This window comes from Jeotgalibaca sp. PTS2502 (assembly GCF_001975685.1).
Taxonomy (GTDB): Bacteria; Bacillota; Bacilli; order Lactobacillales; family Aerococcaceae; genus Jeotgalibaca; species Jeotgalibaca arthritidis.
Genome location: NZ_CP019433.1, coordinates 1,549,776 through 1,568,803, shown reverse-complemented (window position 1 = coordinate 1,568,803; position 19,028 = coordinate 1,549,776). Strand labels below are relative to the sequence as shown.

Genomic DNA, 19,028 nt, shown 5'->3' with positions numbered 1-19,028 from the left:
GCTGGCATGCCAGCTGCTGCTTTTTTTGGTGTCGTTTGTCGATACAGAGTCTAAAAAAAGCCTGTATCTTACATTTTGCCTGTTAGATGTAAGATACAGCATAGCGAACCAAGCTTGTATGTTACATTTCATCAATCAGATGAGAGCGCGCGAATTGATGGCGCAAGTAACACCCGCGTCTTCTTCCAAATTATTTTACCACTCTCACGTCCTATGCTGGCTATTGTAGCCATGAACGGCTTTACTGGTCCACTAGGAGACTTTATTTTATCATCGACCATTCTTCGCTCAGCAGAATACTATACCTTGCCAATTGGTCTTTATAATTTAGTGAACCAAGCGCAAGGTGCTAGCTACACCAAATTTGCAGCAGGAGCAATTTTAATTAGTATTCCCGTTGCTTTAGTATTTTTATTGTTACAAAAGAACTTTGTTTCAGGCTTAACGTCAGGTGGAACAAAAGGATAAGAGGATTAGTAGAAAGGACATCACAAAAATGGAAAAAAAGTATGTATCAGCTGCCCAGCACTTGTTGCACGGAGGGGACTATAACCCTGATCAATGGTTAGATTATCCAGAAATTCTCGCACAAGATATCGAACTCATGAAGGAGGCTAATGCCAATGCCTTTTCGATTGGGATGTTTGCTTGGGCAAGTTTAGAGCCAGAAGAGGGCGTCTATCGCTTCGAATGGTTGGATGAGATTATTGAAAATATTGCATCATTTGGTGGAAAAGTTTTACTCTCAACACCGAGTGGGGCGCGTCCAGCGTGGATGTCTCAAAAGTATCCAGAAGTATTGCGTGTGAATGCAGAACGCCAAAAGTTATTGCATGGCGCGCGTCACAACCACTGCTTTAGTTCACCGGTTTACCGCCAGCAAACACAAAAGATTAATCGTTTGTTAGCTGAGCGTTATGGTGACAATCCAGCGATTTTAATGTGGCATGTGTCCAATGAATACGGTGGCGAATGTCACTGTGATTACTGCCAAGAAGCCTTTCGTGGTTGGTTGAAGAACCGCTATAACAATAGTTTAGATGAATTAAACCATGCATGGTGGGGGCCGTTTTGGAGCCATACGATTACCGATTGGTCACAAATTGAATCACCGTCACCAATTGGCGAAAATGCTGTTCACGGCATGAATATAGATTGGCGCCGTTTCGTTAGTGACCAAACTATTGATTTCTATAAGAGCGAGATTGAACCGTTGCGTGAATTAACACCGCATATTCCGATTACGACAAACTTTATGGCCGATGGTAATGACTTAATTCCTTTCCAAGGCTTGGATTACAGCCAATTTGCTAAGGAAGTAGATGTCATGAGTTGGGATGCCTACCCAGCTTGGCATAATGATTGGGACACAACAGCTGACTTAGCAATGAAAGTCGCTTTCGTAGATGATTTGTACCGTTCATTGAAAAACCAACCCTTCTTACTATTAGAATCAACACCGAGCGGGGTAAACTGGCACAATGTCAATAAAACGAAACGACCAGGCATGCATTACTTATCATCTATGCAGATGCTAGCTCATGGTTCAGATAGCATTATGTACTTCCAATGGCGTAAATCACGCGGCTCTTCTGAGAAATTGCACGGAGCTGTTGTTGACCATGATGGTAGTACGAATAACCGTGTTTTCCAAGATGTTAAGAAAGTCGGACAAGCACTAAACGATATGCCAGAAATTACCGGCTCTATGCGACAAGCCGATGTAGCAATTTTATATGACTGGGAAAACCATTGGGCTCTTGGCGATGCGCAAGGCTATGGCTTACAAACCAAGCGTTACCCACAAACAGCACAGGAACATTACCGCGCCTTCTGGGAAAATGATATTCCAGTTGACGTAATTACAAAAGAACAAGATTTTTCTGCCTACAAACTATTAGTCGTACCTATGCTCTACATGATGAGTGAAGAGACAATTAGTCGCCTGAAAGCATTTGTTCAAGCAGGTGGAAAGCTGGTAACGACTTATATTAGTGGCATCGTGAATGAGCATGATTTAACTTACCTAGGCGGTTGGCCAAAAGACTTACAAGAGGTTTTTGGTGTACAGCCACTTGAAACAGATACCTTCTATCCAAGTGACCGTAATCAACTGGCTTATCAAGGCAAGCATTATGAGATTACCGACTATGCCACTGTTTTGTCGGTCGATTCAGCAGAAGTATTGGCTCACTATGAAGCTGATTTCTATAAAGGCACACCAGCTGTGACGAAAAATCAATTTGGAGAAGGAACAGCTTACTATATCGGTGCTCGCATGGAGGCAGACTTCCAACGCGATTTCTATGCAGAGCTAATTGAAGAATTAGATTTGAAGGCAGTATTAACAGTTGATCATGGACGCGGTGTTTCTGTTCAATCTCGTCAAATTTCGGAAGATACTCATTATGTCTTTATTATGAATTTCACGGAAGAAGAGCAAGCCATTACTGTTCATAATTTGGTCACAGATGTTCGAACGAAGGAAGAACTAGTGGGCGATATGATGTTGGCACCATACGAGGCACGAGTTGTCGCTTATAAAGGATAAGAAATAGGAGAAGAGTAGTAAGAGGAAATCCTCTCGCTACTCTTCTTTGTTTCTTTCATAAGTTTTTCATGAAATGTTGACTAATTGACTTCATTTAGGATATAATTCACAGTGCTTCTGGAAAAATAGATAAGAAAAAGGAGGATCGTTGGTTTAATAATGGATAGCGCCAGGCTCAGTGAAAACTGAGTGACGAGGATTGGGTTTATCGAAAGTTTCGGCGGGTAGCCCAAGGTTTGTGTAGTCTACAGAATGTCATTTAAAAGAGATCGCATAAGCTGCCTTCTTACAAAGATGCATTCCCACACCCAGAAGAAAAATCGAATAGAAAATGAGGTTTTTTTGTTATGTGTGGAATTGTTGGATATATCGGCCAAGGAGCCGTTCAAAATGCGTTAGTTAATGGATTAGAAAAATTAGAGTACCGTGGTTATGATTCAGCTGGGATTTATGTGGTAGATCCAGTCGGAAAAGGTCATTTGTTTAAAGAAAAAGGTCGTATTGCGGCTTTATCAGAGCAAGTTGATTTTGAGATTGAAGCAAGCGTGGGGATTGGTCACACACGTTGGGCAACACATGGTGTGCCAAGTGTGGACAATGCTCACCCTCATCAATCAGCTAATAACCGCTTTACATTAGTTCATAACGGTGTCATTGAAAACTTCCGTGAGTTGAAAGAGAATTATTTATCTGATGTTCATCTGTATGGTGAAACGGATACAGAAATTGTTGTCAATGTTATTGCGGCAATTGCTGAAAAAGAAGGGTTAGGGGCTAAAGAGGCCTTAAAAAAAACCTTGCAAGTCGTTAAAGGGTCTTATGCCTTTGCGATGATTGATGCAGAAGACCCAAGTGTTCTTTATGCAGCTAAAAATAAAAGCCCATTATTGATCGGATTAGGTGACGACTTCAATATGGTTGTCAGTGATGCGATGGCAGGTGTGCAACTAACGAACGAGTATGTTGAGATTCATGACGGCGAAATTGTCATGCTGACAAAAGATGATGTCTTAATTGAAACAGTCGTTGGTGAAGCGATTGAGCGTGCGTCTTACCGCGCAACTGTGGATGCATCTGATTTAGAAAAAGGAACGTACCCTTACTATATGTTGAAGGAGATTGACGAGCAACCAGCTGTTTTACGTCGTATCATTCAAGAGTACCAAGGAGAAGACAACCAATTAGAAGTGGATGAAGTGTTATTGGCTGCCATGATGGAAGCTGACCGCATCCATATTGTCGCTTGTGGAACAAGTTATCATGCTGGTTGGGTAGGTAAGCACTATTTAGAAACACTAGCTAAGATCCCAACAGAAGTTCATATTGCAAGTGAGTTTTCATACAACCAGCCGTTATTGACTGGCAAACCTTTCTTTATTTTTATCTCCCAATCTGGCGAAACAGCAGACAGCCGCCAAGTGTTGGTTAAAGTAAAAGAACTGGGTTACCCAGCATTGACGATTACAAACGTCCAAGGGTCAACTTTGTCGCGTGAAGCAGACCATACCTTATTGCTTTATGCAGGCCCAGAAATCGCTGTAGCCTCATCAAAAGCCTATACTGCTCAAATGACTGTTATGGCGATATTAGCTGACGTGTTAGGCAGACAAAAAGGTCACGACAACCAGTGGGACTTAGCTCACGAATTAGGACTAGTCGCAAGAGCGATGGATACTGTCATTGATGAAAAAGCGCAATTAGAAGAACTTGCTGAGACCTATTTTAAAGATACGAGAAATGCCTTTTATATCGGACGCAGATTAGACTACTATGTCGCTATGGAAGCGGCATTGAAACTAAAAGAAATTTCCTATATACAAACAGAAGGATTCGCTGCCGGCGAATTGAAGCATGGTACCATTGCCCTAATCGAAGAAGGCACACCAGTCTTAGCCTTAGCGACGCAAGCAAGCAATGCCAGCCACACTCGCGGTAATGTTGAGGAAGTACGCTCTCGCGGTGCAAATACGTGTGTGATTGCCATGGAAGGATTGGAACAAGAAGGCGACCAATTTATCTTGCCACATGTCCATGAAGAACTCGCACCCCTTGTCGCAGTTGTCCCTACTCAATTACTAGCTTACTATGCAACCTTGCAAAGAGGCTATGACGTTGACAAACCAAGAAACTTAGCGAAATCAGTAACAGTGGAATAACGATTTAAAAGGAAGTTGAGGGGATTGCCCCAACTTCCTTATTTTAACCTCTAAAACCAACTTCAGTGTCATTTTTTCAGCCGAAGTCGGTCGGTAAGCAGTTTTGACCGACTTCAGGCCTAAAAAGCAGGCTGAAGTTGGTTTTTTGTCATTATTTCGTCCTTTTATCGGTTAAAAGAGGGAAATGAGAGATTTCCTATTTAAAAAATGAGGGCTATCGTGCTACTATATAAGGTAGAAAGAAAAAGGTTGTTGAGGAGGGATTGCTATCAAACAGGTAGCCCACGAGCGTTCGATATTAATTGATGGTGACATGCGTAAAGTCTGGAATGCTATTACAAAGCCAGAGAAATTAAGCCAGTGGTTTGACAATGAATCGGTTTGGAAAATGGACGAGTTTGAAGAGGGTAAAACGGCAACGGTGACATTATTTCCAAACGAAAAAAATGAGCTGGAAGAAAAGACAGTTGTCACAGTTACGATCGAACATATTTTACCTTTTATGGAAGTTCATTTTGTAGACGAAAATAAAGAAGAATTTGCAGCGTTTCGATTAAAAGAAGAAACAGGGATTCGTGTGTTTCTAAAGTCAGAAGGATTTAGTGACTCTTTAGAAAAGTTGAAGGCATTGGTTGAGAAAAAATAAGGCGGTGAAAGCCAAATGGCGAAAGAAGCACTATTAATTGTTGATATGAGTAATGACTTTGTGGCAGATAATGGCACATTGACGGTTGGTAAGCCAGCTCAAGCGATTGTTTCCTACATAAAAGAAACAGCCCAGGCTTTTTTAGATAACGGCCAAGTGGTTGTCGTATCGATGGATGATCATGAAGAAAATGATCCTCATTTTGACTTATGGCCAGCCCACAATGTGACGGGCAGTTACGGCCAACAACTTTACGGTGAGTTGCAGGATTGGTTTGACGCTAATCAAAATCATGACCAACTCTACTACCAAGCAAAGACAAACTACAACGCCTTTTTCAAAACGGGATTGGCTGATCAATTACGCCAATTAGAAGTGGAAAAAGTTCATGTCGTTGGTGTAACAACTGATATTTGTGACTTTTTAACGGTAGCGGGAGCAGATGCGGAAGGCTTTAAAACAGCCATTCATAAACAAGGCATTGCAACCTTTACTGATTTAGGCGACACCATGGTTAACCATATGGTGCGTTGTTTCCATACAGAAGTAGTTGAATAGCAATAAAGAAGAGGCTGGGATAAAAAAATTCCAGCCTCTTCTTTATTTCCCTAAAAGCTCTCTCATAAAAAAACGAGTCACTTTTTCCATCGTTTCGCCGCGGACGAGATGGCCTTCATCTTCATCGACAAAACTGATATTCTCCAAGTCACCATGCTCATCCATAAAACGAACCACATGATCATAGGGAACAATATGGTCTTGTTGACCATGCCAAAAGAAGAGCGGACGGCCGTTGATCGTATCGGGATTGAGCGACAAGTCATACTTAGGAAGCCAGCTTAATAACGCTTCTAAGTCAGCTGGTAGATAGCGGCCCAATTGGCTGGCATGTTGGCGAATGCGTTCCAAGTAGGCGACGGGTTTAGGTGATCCCATCACACAAGCCGCGGCCTTAATTTCAGGATGATGAGTCAGCAAGGCACAGGTAGTAATACCGCCCATAGACAAACCGCCGACGCCAATCTGGTCATTGGCTAAATTCATTTTTTGAAAATGATTGACGATATAACCAAATTCCATCAAGTTGGCGTGGATACTTTGCCAAAACGTTAGTGATGGGACTTTAGATACGGCTTGCTTGCGCTCGCCGTGGTTGTAGGCATCCGGTAATAAAACTCGAAAGCCTTGTTTGGCTAGCGAACGGGCTTGGGTTAAGTTTAATTCTTTAGCGGATTGCCAGCCATGGTAGTAAATAATCAGTGGTAATGGTTGGTTACGGTTTTCTTTAGAAACGACCTCTAAAAGGGGAATGGTTCCAAGCAGTCGTTTTCTCACAGTTAATAACATATGCAACACCTCAAGGCTAGCATAGCCTGTTCTTAAAAAATTGTCTATTTATTTTGACTTTATAATCATTCCACTTTACATCGTACACGATATAGTTTAGGATGAAGCTATAAAACAAACCTTAAAAAATAAAAACTGAGAAAAAGGTGACTAACAGTGTCGATGAAAAAGAAGGTAATCGTTGTTGGAGCAGGGGTTGCAGGGTTATCCAGCGCCATCCGTCTCCAAAAAGATGGCTATCAAGTTGAAATTTATGAAAAAGAAAGCATGGTTGGCGGAAAAATGCACCGAATCGAAAAAGACGGTTTCCGTTTTGATTTAGGCCCGACGATTGTCATGATGCCTGATTTGTATCGTGAAATTTTTGAATATGCAGGAAAAAATCCAGATGACTACATTCCGATGAAACGTTTAGATCCGATGTACCGCTCTTATTTTAATAAAGGAAGCGAACATATTGATGTATCTTCAGACTTGGTTCAATTGATGAAAACGCTAGAAGCAGTCAGTCCAGAAGATGCCAGTGGGTTCTTGAAATACTTGTCTAGTATTTATGAACGCTACCAAGTAGCAGTCGACCACTTTATCCAGCGTCCGTTCCGTAGTAATAAAGACATGTATAACCCATTCATGTTGAAACAAGCTTTAAAACTAAAGACTTTTGATTCTGCAACCAACTCGATTGCAAAATTTGTAAAAGATAAAAAAATCCAGCAAATGCTGACCTTCCAAACCCTCTATATTGGTGTAAGTCCAGATAATGGGCCATCGCTGTATACCATTATCCCGATGATTGAATTGTTATACGGTATTTGGTATATCGAGGGTGGTATGCACAAAATGGCAGAAGGTATGGAGAAAGTCTTTATTGAACTCGGTGGGAAAGTCCATCTGAATTCGCCAGTTGATGAGATTATCATTGAAAACGGTCAAGCTAAAGGCGTGAGTGTTGCGGGCGAGGCTGTTCATTCAGACTATGTGATTTGTAATGCTGACTTCCCATACGCTATGAAGAACTTAGTGAATGACCAAAAAGCAAAAGGCAAATATACCGATGAAAAAATTGATAAGATGGACTACTCTTGTTCCTGTTTCATTCTTTACTTAGGAATGGATCGTAAATATGAGGAGTTGGAGCATGTTCATACCTTTGTCTTCTCAGAAGACCTTGATCAAAACTTAGACCAAGTCTTCTCCGGTGAAAAAATTGAAGATCCGTCTCTTTATGTTGTGGCTGCCTCTAAAGTCGACCCAACTGTTGCGCCGGCAGGAAAAGAAGGCCTATACGTTCTTGTTCCTGTTTCTGATCTTGCAACGGCTAAGTATGATTGGAACGATGAGTCAACCATTCAATACTACCGTCAAAAGGCCCTTGAGTCAGTGAGTCATTTACCAGGTATGGCGAATATTGAAAATGAGATTATTTCTGAGTCAGTGATTACGCCGCTTGATTTCCGTGATCGTTTTAATGCCTATAATGGGGCATGTTTCGGTCTGCAGCCATCGCTCTTGCAAAGCAACCACTTCCGTCCACAAGCGAAAGCGAAAAATTGTGAGAATCTTTATTTCGCAGGAAGCAGTACCCATCCAGGTGCAGGTGTACCAATTGTCTTAGTATCTGGCAAGATTGCAGCGGACGAGTTGAAATTAGACGATAATGCTTAAGAAAGGAAATGACATCATGATGTTATCAAGGCAACTTAGGCAAGACTACGCATTTTGTGAAAAGATTATAAAAGCTTCATCAAAAAGTTTTTATACGGCTTTTTCCCAGCTGCCTAAAGAAAAGGCGCGGGCAGTCTATGCCATTTATGCTTTTTGTCGTCTAGCAGATGACACCGTAGATTCTGATGATCCTTTGGCAAAAAAAATTAAAAATTTACAAAAATTAGAAGAACAATTAAAGGCCTTCGACAAGGGTCATACGCCTGATGACCCAATGTGGCGAGCGTTAAGAGATGTGTTTACACGCTATAAAATGGATGTTTCGCCTTTTTTCGACCAATTGGAAGGCCAAAAGAGAGATCTCTCCTTCAAAGGGATGGCTGATTTATCTGCTCTAGAAGAATATAGCTATTATGTAGCGGGTTCTGTTGGTTTGATGTTGTTACCGATTTTATCGGCTAATAATGAGATTGATGATAGCTTAAGAGAAAGTGCGGTTTCCTTAGGGATTGCGATGCAATTGACGAATATTTTACGTGATGTTGGCGAGGATTTTAGAGATAATAACCGTATTTATTTGCCATCTGATTTGTTGTTGCATTATGGTATTCGTATAGATGCGCTCATGGAGGATGGCGTTAATCCGTCATTTATTGAATTATGGGAAAGCATTGCCATGGAAGCAGAAAGAAGATACGGACTCTTTTGGGATCGTATTGACCGCTTTGATGAAGACTGTCGTTTCCCTGTTTATGTTGCAGCCAAATTATATCGTGCTATTATAGATAGCGTGCGTGAAAACAACTATAATTGCTTGCAGCTGAGGAATTATGTGCCCGAAGTAAAAATGATGGGCCTTGTGTTAGAAGCCAGAAAAAGATTTAAGAAACGGTGATAGAATGGATGATTCAATATTTGATCGGCGCTTAGAAGACCAATTGTGTTTTCGACTTTACCGCGCCTCTAGCGAGTTGGGAAAATTATACAGTCAGGCCTTGCAGCCTTTTGGTATAACGTTTTCACAGTACCTTGTCTTACTTGCGTTATGGGATAAAGATGGGGTCGCAGTGACGGATATTGGTTCACGAACAGGAATGGGAATTGGAACCTTAAATCCGATTCTAAAACGAATGACAGAGCATGGCTGGGTTGAAAAGAAGACCCACGATACCGATAAACGCGCCACCCTCGTTTTTGTAACCGAACAAGCAACTAACGAAAAGCCAGCGATTAACTTATCGATTTTAAAACAGTTAGAAGGCTTTCAACTGATGGAGTTGGATATCATTGGCTTGATGGATCAGCTGGAAACCTTACAGCAGCAATTGAAGAAAGTAAACGACTAAGCAGCGATTAAGGAATGGAAAGGATGATCGATATGACTGACACTAAAAAGAAAGCATGGGTAAATTTAACCCTCTTTATAGTGACCCTGATTGTCAATTTTTTAGGAGCGACTGGATTTATAAACGGCTCGTCTCAAGCAGAAGTTTCCGACCTGTACCATACCCTCATTACACCTGCTGGATTTACCTTTAGTATTTGGAGCTTAATTTACGGCTTATTACTCTTTAGTTTTATTGTGATGATTGTGCGTCACGAAGACAGTTATTACAAGCAAGCCATTGATAGCCTCTCTCCTTTAATCTGGGTGTCATTGGCAGCAAATATCTTGTGGATTATAAGTTTCTCCTATATTTTGATTGGTGTCTCAACCGTCTTTATTTTTATTTATGTCATCAGTTTGGCTTTGATTTTGAAAAAACTATTGAAGGTTGATGGCTCGAAGCGTTGGCTATTGCCATTAACATTCGGCTTGAACACTGGCTGGCTAATTATTGCCTCTGTTGTTAATGTGGCAGCTTACTTAGTGAAAATGAACTGGGATGGCTTTGGTATGACTTACGATACATGGGCAATGATCATCATGCTAGTAGCGTTACTCCTAGCGATTGGTGTGTTATTACAAGTCAAAAATGCAGCCTTCACCTTGCCAATTGCTTGGGCATTCTTCGGTATATCACAAGAGCTACAAACCTTTGGAGAAAGCCAAACTCTAGTAGCGATTGCCTTAGCTAACGCTGTGATTTTAACCCTAGCAGCGGCATACCAGTGGTGGAAAAATAAAAAAGCCGTCATTCCTTATATAGACTAGTAAGAAGGATTGAGCCTCGCGCTCAATCCTTTTTTTGTTGGGTTTGAATGTTCGATAAAGCCGAATGATTTTTTTAGCTGTATCGCACAGTCATGCCATCAGCGTCACTTTTAAAAGGCTTGTTTATAGTATTAGAGGTCTTTCTTGCGCTATAATGAAAGGCAGTAGAGTAAAGGATGTGAACAAATGGTAGGTTTATTGCGGTATGCACGGAATTATAAACGACAGGTCATTTTAGGGCCGGTCTTTAAGTTTTTAGAAGCAGTTCTTGAACTAATGTTGCCATTACTCATGGCAAAGCTAATAGATGATGGGGTAGCGAAGGGAAATATCACGACTGTTTGGCAAATGGCAGGCTTAATGCTCGTGATGGTAGCATGTGGCGGTATTTGCGCAGCGATTTGTCAGTATTTTGCCTCGATTGCTTCTCAAGGATTTGGAACAGAGTTGCGTAACCAACTCATGAAAAAAATTAATACACTGTCTCATGAAGACTTAAATCAATTTGGGACAGACACATTAATTACGCGTATGACTAACGACATCAACCAAATGCAATTGGCATTGGCAATGTTGATTCGATTAGTCGTTCGTTCGCCATTCTTAAGTGTGGGAGCCGTTGTGATGGCATTTATTATCGATGCTAAAACAGGCTTTTTATATTTATTATCACTTCCACTTTTTTGCTTAGTGCTCTTTTTAATTATTCGGTACTCCGTTCCTCTATATAAAAACGTTCAGCAACGTTTAGATTATTTAAATGAACTGATTGCCCAAAATTTGAGTGGTGTTCGTGTTATTCGTGCCTTCGCACGTACAAAGAGCGACATCAATCATTTCAACGACAGCACAGATGATTTAGCTAAAGTGAATCGAAAAGTAGCCAATTTATCTGCTCTCTTGTCGCCAAGTACGACCTTAATTATGAATGCAGGCATTATGATTTTACTTTATATCGGTGGCTTCTCTGTTAACGACGGTCGCCTGCAGCAAGGTGAAGTATTAGCCCTTATTTCTTATATGAATCAAATGCTATTAGCTTTGATTGTTGTCTCTAACCTAGTAGTGACCTTTACCCGTGCTTTTGCATCTGCTCAGCGGATTAACGAGGTACTGGATACAACACCAAGCTTAGTTTCGCCACTGGCTGACTCAATTGAGCCTGACCCAGAAGCGGCAGTTGTTTCTTTCTCACAAGTCGATTTCAGATACAGCAAGGAAGCGGGATTGTCACTCGAAAACATCAATTTTGAAGTTGCTGACGGCAGTGTAGTGGGGATTACAGGCCCAACTGGTAGCGGGAAATCAACCCTTACTCAGCTGATTCCGCGCTTTTATGATACGAGTGCCGGCGATGTTTACTTTATGGGCAAAAACGTGCGGGATTGGGACCTGAATCATTTGCGCCAACGCATCGCAATGGTGCCGCAAACAGCTGTCTTATTTAGTGGTAGCATCCGCGATAATTTAAGGTGGGGAAAAGAAGATGCCACTGATGAAGAATGTTGGCAAGCTTTAAAAACGGCACAAGCCTTCGATTTTGTTTCCGCATTACCACAACAATTGGATTCACCAGTCATGGAAAATGGGAAGAATTTCTCAGGTGGACAACGCCAGCGCCTGACAATTGCCCGAGCATTGATTGCTAAACCAAGCTTATTGATTTTAGATGACTCCTTGTCGGCGCTAGATTATCAAACAGACTTATATTTACGTGAAGCCTTGAAGCGTGATTTAGATTGCGCCGTTATTATTATTTCGCAACGGATTCGCTCTTTACAAAAAGCAGACCGTATTTTATTAATGGACAGTGGTCGGTTATTGGCTGCTGGTACGCATGATGAGTTGTTAGAAGAGTCAGCTGAGTATCAGGAGCTTGTCGCATCACAGGAGGAGAAATAACATGAAAAAACTATCTTCCAAAGGACTTCGTTATTTTTGGCCCTATTTGTTGGCCTATCCAAAAGAATTAATTGCTGCCAGCTTGTTTGGCGTGATTAGTGGAGCGGCCGTTGTGTTAATGACCTATTATATTGGTGTGTCGGTTGATTTACTGATCGGTATGGATCAAGTTGATTTTACTGGTCTTTACCGTGTATTGGCCTTGTTTGCCGGTATTTTATTAGTAACGGTCATTAGCCAATGGGTGATTCAAGTTTTAGGAAACCGCATTGCTTACCAATCGGTAGCAGAATTGCGGAAGGATACCTTTAAACACTTGAATCATTTGCCATTACGCTATTATGACCAAACCGCTCATGGTGATATTGTCAGCCGTTTCACGAATGATATGGACAATGTATCTGTGGCTGTGTCAGCTGTGTTTATCCAGCTGTTTTCCGGTTTATCGACTTTGATTTTGGCGTTAGGTTTTATGCTGTACTTAAGTCCATGGTTAACGGTCGTTGTCCTTATTGCGACACCAGTTATTTTTACGGTAATGTGGCTAGTTGCGCGTGCCTCACAACAGAACTTTAGTAATCAACAACGAATTACGGGTGAGCTGAGCGGATTTATTAATGAGCGTATTCGTAATCAAAAGATTGTTAAAGCTTTCCAACAAGAAGACAAAACACAGCAGATGTTTGAAGGGATTAACCAACGTTTGTACGTTGATGGTCAAAAAGCACAGTTTTCGTCATCCTTAACCAATCCGTTATCACGTGTCGTTGACCATTTAGCTTACCTTTCAGTTGGTCTTGTCGGTGGTGTTCTCGCTTTAAATGGTAATGATGGTGTACCGATTGGTGTGATTTCTAGTTTTACAATTTATTCTAGCCAGTTTACTAAGCCCTTTATTGAGCTCTCAGGTATCACCACTCAGCTACAGTTAGCCATTGCTGGTTTGGATAGAGCGTATGATATTCTCCAACAAGCCCCACAAGAACCTGACGCGACAAATGCCCGAGTGTTAACTGGGGCAAAAGGAGCGGTATCGTTTGAACATGTTCACTTTGGTTATGTTGAAGGCCAAGAGCTGATAAAAGATTTTAGTTTGTCAGTTCAGCCAGGGGAAACTATTGCAATTGTCGGTAAAACGGGAGCTGGGAAATCAACTTTAATTAACTTGCTGATGCGTTTCTATGAACTCAATAGCGGTCGGATTTTAATTGATGGCACGGATATCCGTGAATTAACGCGAGATAGTTTGCGCCAAAGCTTCGGGATGGTGCTTCAAGAAACCTGGCTATTTGAAGGCTCATTGCGTGCGAATTTACGCTATGGTCGTAAAAGTGCGACCGACGATGAGATTTATGATGCCTTGAAGAAAACCTATATGTACGACTTTGTATCTCGGTTACCAGAAGGTTTGGATACGAAGGCAGGAGACAGTGGGCTGAAGATTTCTGATGGTCAGCGCCAGTTATTAACGATTGCCCGGACAATGATTTCGAATCCGGATATGTTGATTTTGGATGAGGCAACGTCATCTGTTGATACGCTGACTGAACAAAAAATCCAGTCTGCTTTCTTACAAATGATGGAAGGGCGCACGAGTTTTGTGATTGCACATCGCCTATCAACGATTCGAAATGCGGATAAGATTTTAGTGCTTGATCAAGGAAATATTTTAGAGATTGGTAGTCACGACGAGCTTTTGGCTAAAGGTGGCTATTATAAAGAGCTGTACCAAGCCCAATTTACCGAAGAAGCGTAATCGGTTTGCGTGGGCAGAAGATGAGATAAAGAGTTTCAGCTTCTTTTAGAGCAGCTGAACAAGCGATGATCCCATGTGTTATTGCGAGTGGCTGTTTATGCGTATTATCGTATCTGTTAGTTATTTGTTCACCGCTACCACTATTATCTTTGGTAGGTTGTGCAGTTGGTCCAACTATCATGGGCAGTGTATCGTCTTTATTCGATGATAATTTACGTTATATCTTTATGGCAGCCATTGTTCTCCCCCTTATTCTTGTTACTTGCGCCATCATTTATAAGTGGCAAAAAAATGTGAACGTATTAGTTGCCAAATTATAATTTAATTGGTAAAATTAATTTTTAATAAGAGAGCGAATAGAAAGAGGGGACATATATGAGCAATCATAGCAATCATCAAATTAGAATTGGAATCGTAGGTTACGGAAATTTGGGTAAAGGTGTTGAAACGGAACTGGCATTTCACCCTGATATGACCCTAGTCGGTATTTTCTCAAGAAGAGATCCACAAACGGTCGACAGTGAATCCCCTGTGTTTCACATGGATGATTTAGAAAAAATGACGAATCAAATAGATGTACTCATTTTGTGTGGTGGCTCAGCAACAGATATTCCTGAGCAGGCTCCAATTTTACAAAAACAATTTACAACGGTTAATGCATACGATAACCATGCAGAAATTCCAGCCCATTTTGATGTCATTGACGAATTAGCGAAGGCGCATCAAAATGTGGGGGTTATTGCAACGGGATGGGATCCAGGTTTGTTTTCACTGAATCGTTTAGTAGCAGAGGCTGTTTTACCTAAAGGCGATACCTATACATTTTGGGGAAGTGGCGTGAGCCAAGGTCATAGTGATGCGATTAGACGGGTCAATGGTGTTAAATTAGGTGTTCAATACACCATACCGAATGAGTCATTAATTGAAGCGATCAAAGAAGGTGAAGAGGTTGCTTACACTAAAACGTCGTCTCACAAACGCGTGTGTTATGTAGTAGCAGAAGCTGGAGCTGACCTAACAGCAATCTCAGAAACCATTAAAACGATGAAAGATTACTTTGATGGTTACGAGACAGAGGTTCATTTTATTGATGAAGCAGACTACTATAGAGATCATCAAGGCATGCCGCATGGTGGTCGTGTAATCCGCCGAGGCTATACAGATGACCAAACAATGGCTGTTTATGAGTTTGCCTTAGATTTGGGTAGCAACCCACAGTTTACAGCGGCAGCATCTATTGCCTACGCGAGAGCAGCTTACCGTCTAGACCAAGAAGGCCAATACGGCGCGAAATCTGTTTTTGATATTGCCCCAGCTTACCTATCTCCTAAATCAGGAGCTGAATTAAGAAAAGAATTACTTTAATAAATTGATATGAGTGTGGAAGTTGAAAATGGATTTTAGTTTGCAACTTCCTTAAAACGATAAAATGTGGATGTTGAAAGTGATTTTTAGCTTTCAACGTCCATATTTACTCATAAAGCGAAAAAACCATACTGTTCTGATATGCTCCCCCTAAAGTAGACACTTGAAAAAGTAAAACTACTGTAGGGGTTTTTTAGATTTTATTTTGGTAGCGTTTTCATATATAATAGAAGTAACGAGATAAGTTGAGGAGGAATCGTCATGACTGAATCATTCAAGGAAACGGATCAACAACCCTTTGTTATTGATTTTAAGGAATTAGTGATGGAAAACGACTCTTATCGCAAAGTCATTTGGACTGGTAATCACATTCAAGCTTTAATTATGTCTATCCCAGAAAATGAAGAAGCAGGCACTGAAGTCCACCACAATATCGACCAGTATACGCGTATTGAAGACGGCCAAGGAGTGTGCCGGATGGGTCCAAGCCCTGATGAATTCACCTATGAGCGGGCAATCACAACCAATGACGCTATTTTCATTCCCGGAAATATGTGGCACAATATTATTAACACGGGTGGCCGGCCATTGAAACTGTATACGATTTACTCAATTCCAGAATATGCAGAAGGAACGATTCATCATACCCGTGAGGATGCAAGCGACCATACTTTATTATCCGAATAAAAGCACTGAGGCCTCATACTAGGTTTAGGATTGAGGCCTTTTTTAATGAAAGAAAAACTGAAAGTTGAGGCGATACAGATGGAACTTTATCAGGACTTTTTAAATAAAATGCCACAAGCTGAACAACGCCAGCGTGTGGAAGAATTATTAAACTGGGTTATGACCGAATTCCCTAATCTAAAAGCTGAATATAAATGGAACCAACCGATGTTTACCGATCATGGAACCTATATTATTGGCTTTAGTGTGGCGAAACATCATCTTGCAGTTGCGCCAGAAGTGGCAGGGATTAATCAATTTAAAGATGAGTTCGATAAACGGGGCTTGTCTTATACTCAAAACTTAGTACGTTTACCATTTGATCAAGCTATTCCATATGATTTATTAAAAGAAATGATCGCCTTTAACCAACATGATAAAGCTGATCACCAAAAATTCTGGCGTTAGGAAGGGTGAATGCTGTGCAAAAAGATATTCAAGAACTTGTTCAACTGATTAAATCTGCCAAGCGAATTGTTGGCTTCACTGGTGCGGGCATTTCTACGGCTAGCGGGATTCCTGACTTTCGTTCAGCGGGTGGCTTTTTCGACCAACTGAGCGGCCAGCATTATAGTGGGGAAGAGGCACTGAGTGTGCCTTTTTTTAAGCAGCAACCTGAATTATTCTTTGAAAATTTCCGAACGATTTTGGATTTTCCAGATGCAGAACCCAATGCCGGCCACCTCTTCTTCAAACAGCTAGAAGATAGTGGTAAAACAGTCACCGTTGTGACGCAGAATGTTGATAACTTACACGAAAAGGCAGGCAATAAACAGGTCTTTGCCGTTCACGGCAACGCTACGAAATGGCAAGATGCCAAAACGGGCCAAGCCGTTTCGAGTGACGCTTTGCGCTGGGATAAACGAGGGATTGCGGTTGATGAAAAGGGCCAACGACTAAAACCGCAAGTGATTTTATACGGCGATCGTTTAGATGAAAGGGTCATGGAGGAGGCTTCGGACGCTATCCGGGAAGCAGACTTATTGATTGTTGTCGGCACCAGTTTAAATGTCTATCCGGCTGCGTATTTAGTCGATGATTTTCAAGGTGAGCATTTAGTTTTAATTAATCAAACGATGGTTGCTGATATGAACCGTTTTGATCTAGTCGTTCAAACCGACTGCAATACTTTTTTGAAGGAAGTCACTAAGCAACTTTCATAGCTCTGCCATTTTCTTCTTGCTGTTCTCTAATTGACTATCGATAAGATGATGGTAAAATTATCAAGAGTAACAGAGACGAGGAGAACGAACATGAACGATAAACAACTATGGCGAGCATTTATGAATGACCAGCCAAATTTAAAACGTGAGGTGAACCGATGAAAGTAGCCATTATTGGAATGGGTGTAGCTGGTATTAGTGTTCTGTCTGCTATGGCCGACCAACAAATGACTAAAGAGTGGGATATTCTACTTTTTGACGGTCAGACATTCGGTACAGGTTTACCTTATCAAGCTGATTCTGAATTATTATTATTGAATCAAACCGCAAGAACGATGAGTTTGGACAAAGACGACCCAGCTGACTTTACAAAATGGGCGGAAACGAACAAAGCAGTCGTAGATGCGGAACACAAACACCTGCCTCGTACTTGGTACGGCGAGTATTTGAAAGAAAAGCTGGATGCTGCCGTTTCGTATTGCCAGCCGACGATAATAAAAGAAGATGTCCAAGCAATCGACCGCTTGGGGGATGGCCGCTTCCGTGTGCAGTTAAAAAGTGGCAATTATGTAGTTGATTGTGTCCACCTTTGTACGGGACATTTGCCGTATCAAGATCCGTACCATTTGAAGAGACACCCTCATTTTATTTACCATCCTTACCCGGTTCAGAAAAAATTAGCCCATATCCCGCAAGGTAAACGTGTTGGGGTGATAGGAACGAGCTTAACAGCTATTGATATGATGCGGGCTTTACGAGCATCTGATCCAACCGTCAAACTGTCTTTCTTTTCTCAATCGGGTCATTTTTCTTCGGTTCGTAGTAGTGAACCACTGTATGAGATGACTTATTTAACAGCTGAACGGCTGGCCGATGAAAAAGCGCGCGGTGATGGCTTTATAAGGCTTGATATGTTAATTGATTGGTTTAAAAAAGAGTGTGCAGAAAAAGAAATTGATTGGCAGTCTGTCTTTGAAGACTTTGGACAAGGTAGCCGAGAGCAATTGGCTCAGCAGCTAGAAAATAGTGGGGACTTAGGGAAGGTCCAAGCTATTCTGCATCAGCTGGATGATATGCTGCCTGAATTTTGGCTTGCTTTAAGGGATACTGATAAACAACGATTTTTAAATGAGTACAGTGTGCAGTTTGAGACGATTCGCAGTCCCATGCCACGTCAGTCGGTAGAGGATTTAGTCCAATTATGGCAGAGTGGCGAGATTGCAGTTTATGGTGGTATGAGGGAAGTTTTTGTGGATGATGAGCATTTCGAAGTCGTTTTGGCAAATGGTAAGTGGGTAGCAGTTGATTATCTAATTAATGCGAGCGGACAAGAGAAAAGGGTTAGTTTAGCGACCGACCAATCGCCTTTGATTACCCAGATGTTGAGTAATCGATTGATTCAATCGGAAGAATTTGGTGGTGTTCAAGTTGAATGGCCTTCTTTACGAGCAATTAGTCAACGTTACGGTATCATCACTAATTTGTATATTCATGGGCAATTGATTCATGGTATTCAACATGGCAATAATACGGCCGGAATGCTGATGCGCCATGCTCATCAAGTCGTTGAAGGTATGATTCAACCCTAATGCTTTC

The 19,028-nt window shown here is 41.4% G+C and carries 18 protein-coding genes; 17 read left to right on the top strand and 1 reads right to left on the bottom strand.

Annotated elements, in window-relative coordinates:
* Positions 1-114 precede the first annotated feature (114 nt).
* The 5 genes from BW721_RS07690 to BW721_RS07670 all read left to right on the top strand — a co-directional run bounded on the left by BW721_RS07690 (position 115) and on the right by BW721_RS07670 (position 5,911).
* Positions 115-468 carry an ABC transporter permease subunit gene (locus tag BW721_RS07690; RefSeq protein WP_269466480.1) on the top strand — a complete coding sequence of 118 codons (354 nt, stop codon included), beginning with the start codon at positions 115-117 and terminating at the stop codon, positions 466-468.
* Between the two features lie 28 nt (positions 469-496).
* Positions 497-2,551 (top strand): beta-galactosidase, encoded by a 2,055-nt coding sequence (locus BW721_RS07685; RefSeq protein ID WP_076767616.1) that lies wholly within the window; start codon positions 497-499, stop codon positions 2,549-2,551.
* A 347-nt stretch (positions 2,552-2,898) separates the two neighbouring features.
* Entirely contained in the window at positions 2,899-4,707 is a 1,809-nt protein-coding gene (gene glmS, locus BW721_RS07680) for a glutamine--fructose-6-phosphate transaminase (isomerizing) (RefSeq protein WP_076767615.1), read from the top strand.
* A gap of 313 nt (positions 4,708-5,020) precedes the next feature.
* Positions 5,021-5,353: a hypothetical protein gene (locus tag BW721_RS07675; protein ID WP_076767613.1), complete on the top strand. Its 333-nt coding sequence runs from the start codon at positions 5,021-5,023 to the stop codon at positions 5,351-5,353.
* Positions 5,354-5,368: 15 nt separating this feature from the next.
* Positions 5,369-5,911, top strand: a complete 543-nt coding sequence (locus BW721_RS07670) for an isochorismatase family cysteine hydrolase (RefSeq protein ID WP_076767611.1) — start codon at positions 5,369-5,371, stop codon at positions 5,909-5,911.
* A gap of 42 nt (positions 5,912-5,953) precedes the next feature.
* On the opposite strand, the gene BW721_RS07665 is transcribed toward BW721_RS07670, so the two are convergent.
* Positions 5,954-6,700 (bottom strand): alpha/beta fold hydrolase, encoded by a 747-nt coding sequence (locus BW721_RS07665; RefSeq protein ID WP_076767609.1) that lies wholly within the window; start codon positions 6,698-6,700, stop codon positions 5,954-5,956.
* Between the two features lie 162 nt (positions 6,701-6,862).
* Between BW721_RS07665 and BW721_RS07660 the strand changes: the two genes are divergently transcribed.
* The 12 genes from BW721_RS07660 (at position 6,863) to BW721_RS07605 (ending at position 19,021) form a co-directional block, all read left to right on the top strand.
* Positions 6,863-8,365, top strand: coding sequence for a phytoene desaturase family protein (locus BW721_RS07660; protein ID WP_076767607.1), 1,503 nt, complete (start codon positions 6,863-6,865; stop codon positions 8,363-8,365).
* A 16-nt stretch (positions 8,366-8,381) separates the two neighbouring features.
* Positions 8,382-9,260, top strand: a complete 879-nt coding sequence (locus BW721_RS07655; protein WP_076767606.1) for a phytoene/squalene synthase family protein — start codon at positions 8,382-8,384, stop codon at positions 9,258-9,260.
* Positions 9,261-9,264: 4 nt separating this feature from the next.
* Entirely contained in the window at positions 9,265-9,711 is a 447-nt protein-coding gene (locus BW721_RS07650; protein ID WP_076767604.1) for a MarR family winged helix-turn-helix transcriptional regulator, read from the top strand.
* A gap of 32 nt (positions 9,712-9,743) precedes the next feature.
* Positions 9,744-10,520, top strand: a complete 777-nt coding sequence (locus BW721_RS07645; RefSeq protein ID WP_156892214.1) for a tryptophan-rich sensory protein — start codon at positions 9,744-9,746, stop codon at positions 10,518-10,520.
* A 186-nt stretch (positions 10,521-10,706) separates the two neighbouring features.
* On the top strand, positions 10,707-12,422 hold the full coding sequence (locus tag BW721_RS07640; RefSeq protein WP_076767600.1) for an ABC transporter ATP-binding protein: 1,716 nt from the start codon (positions 10,707-10,709) through the stop codon (positions 12,420-12,422).
* 1 nt (position 12,423) lies between these two features.
* Positions 12,424-14,178, top strand: coding sequence for an ABC transporter ATP-binding protein (locus tag BW721_RS07635; protein ID WP_076767598.1), 1,755 nt, complete (start codon positions 12,424-12,426; stop codon positions 14,176-14,178).
* Between the two features lie 65 nt (positions 14,179-14,243).
* Positions 14,244-14,498, top strand: a complete 255-nt coding sequence (locus BW721_RS11815; protein ID WP_156892213.1) for a hypothetical protein — start codon at positions 14,244-14,246, stop codon at positions 14,496-14,498.
* A 55-nt stretch (positions 14,499-14,553) separates the two neighbouring features.
* A complete protein-coding gene (locus BW721_RS07625; protein WP_076767594.1) occupies positions 14,554-15,543 on the top strand; it encodes a diaminopimelate dehydrogenase in 990 nt (329 codons plus the stop codon).
* Between the two features lie 261 nt (positions 15,544-15,804).
* Entirely contained in the window at positions 15,805-16,230 is a 426-nt protein-coding gene (locus tag BW721_RS07620; protein ID WP_076767592.1) for a cupin domain-containing protein, read from the top strand.
* Between the two features lie 45 nt (positions 16,231-16,275).
* Positions 16,276-16,677 carry an iron chaperone gene (locus BW721_RS07615; protein ID WP_269466479.1) on the top strand — a complete coding sequence of 134 codons (402 nt, stop codon included), beginning with the start codon at positions 16,276-16,278 and terminating at the stop codon, positions 16,675-16,677.
* 14 nt (positions 16,678-16,691) lie between these two features.
* Entirely contained in the window at positions 16,692-17,432 is a 741-nt protein-coding gene (locus BW721_RS07610) for an NAD-dependent protein deacylase (RefSeq protein ID WP_076767591.1), read from the top strand.
* A 158-nt stretch (positions 17,433-17,590) separates the two neighbouring features.
* The gene (locus BW721_RS07605) at positions 17,591-19,021 is read left to right on the top strand and encodes an FAD/NAD(P)-binding protein (RefSeq protein WP_076767588.1); all 1,431 of its coding nucleotides are present in this window, start codon (positions 17,591-17,593) and stop codon (positions 19,019-19,021) included.
* Positions 19,022-19,028: the final 7 nt, after the last annotated feature.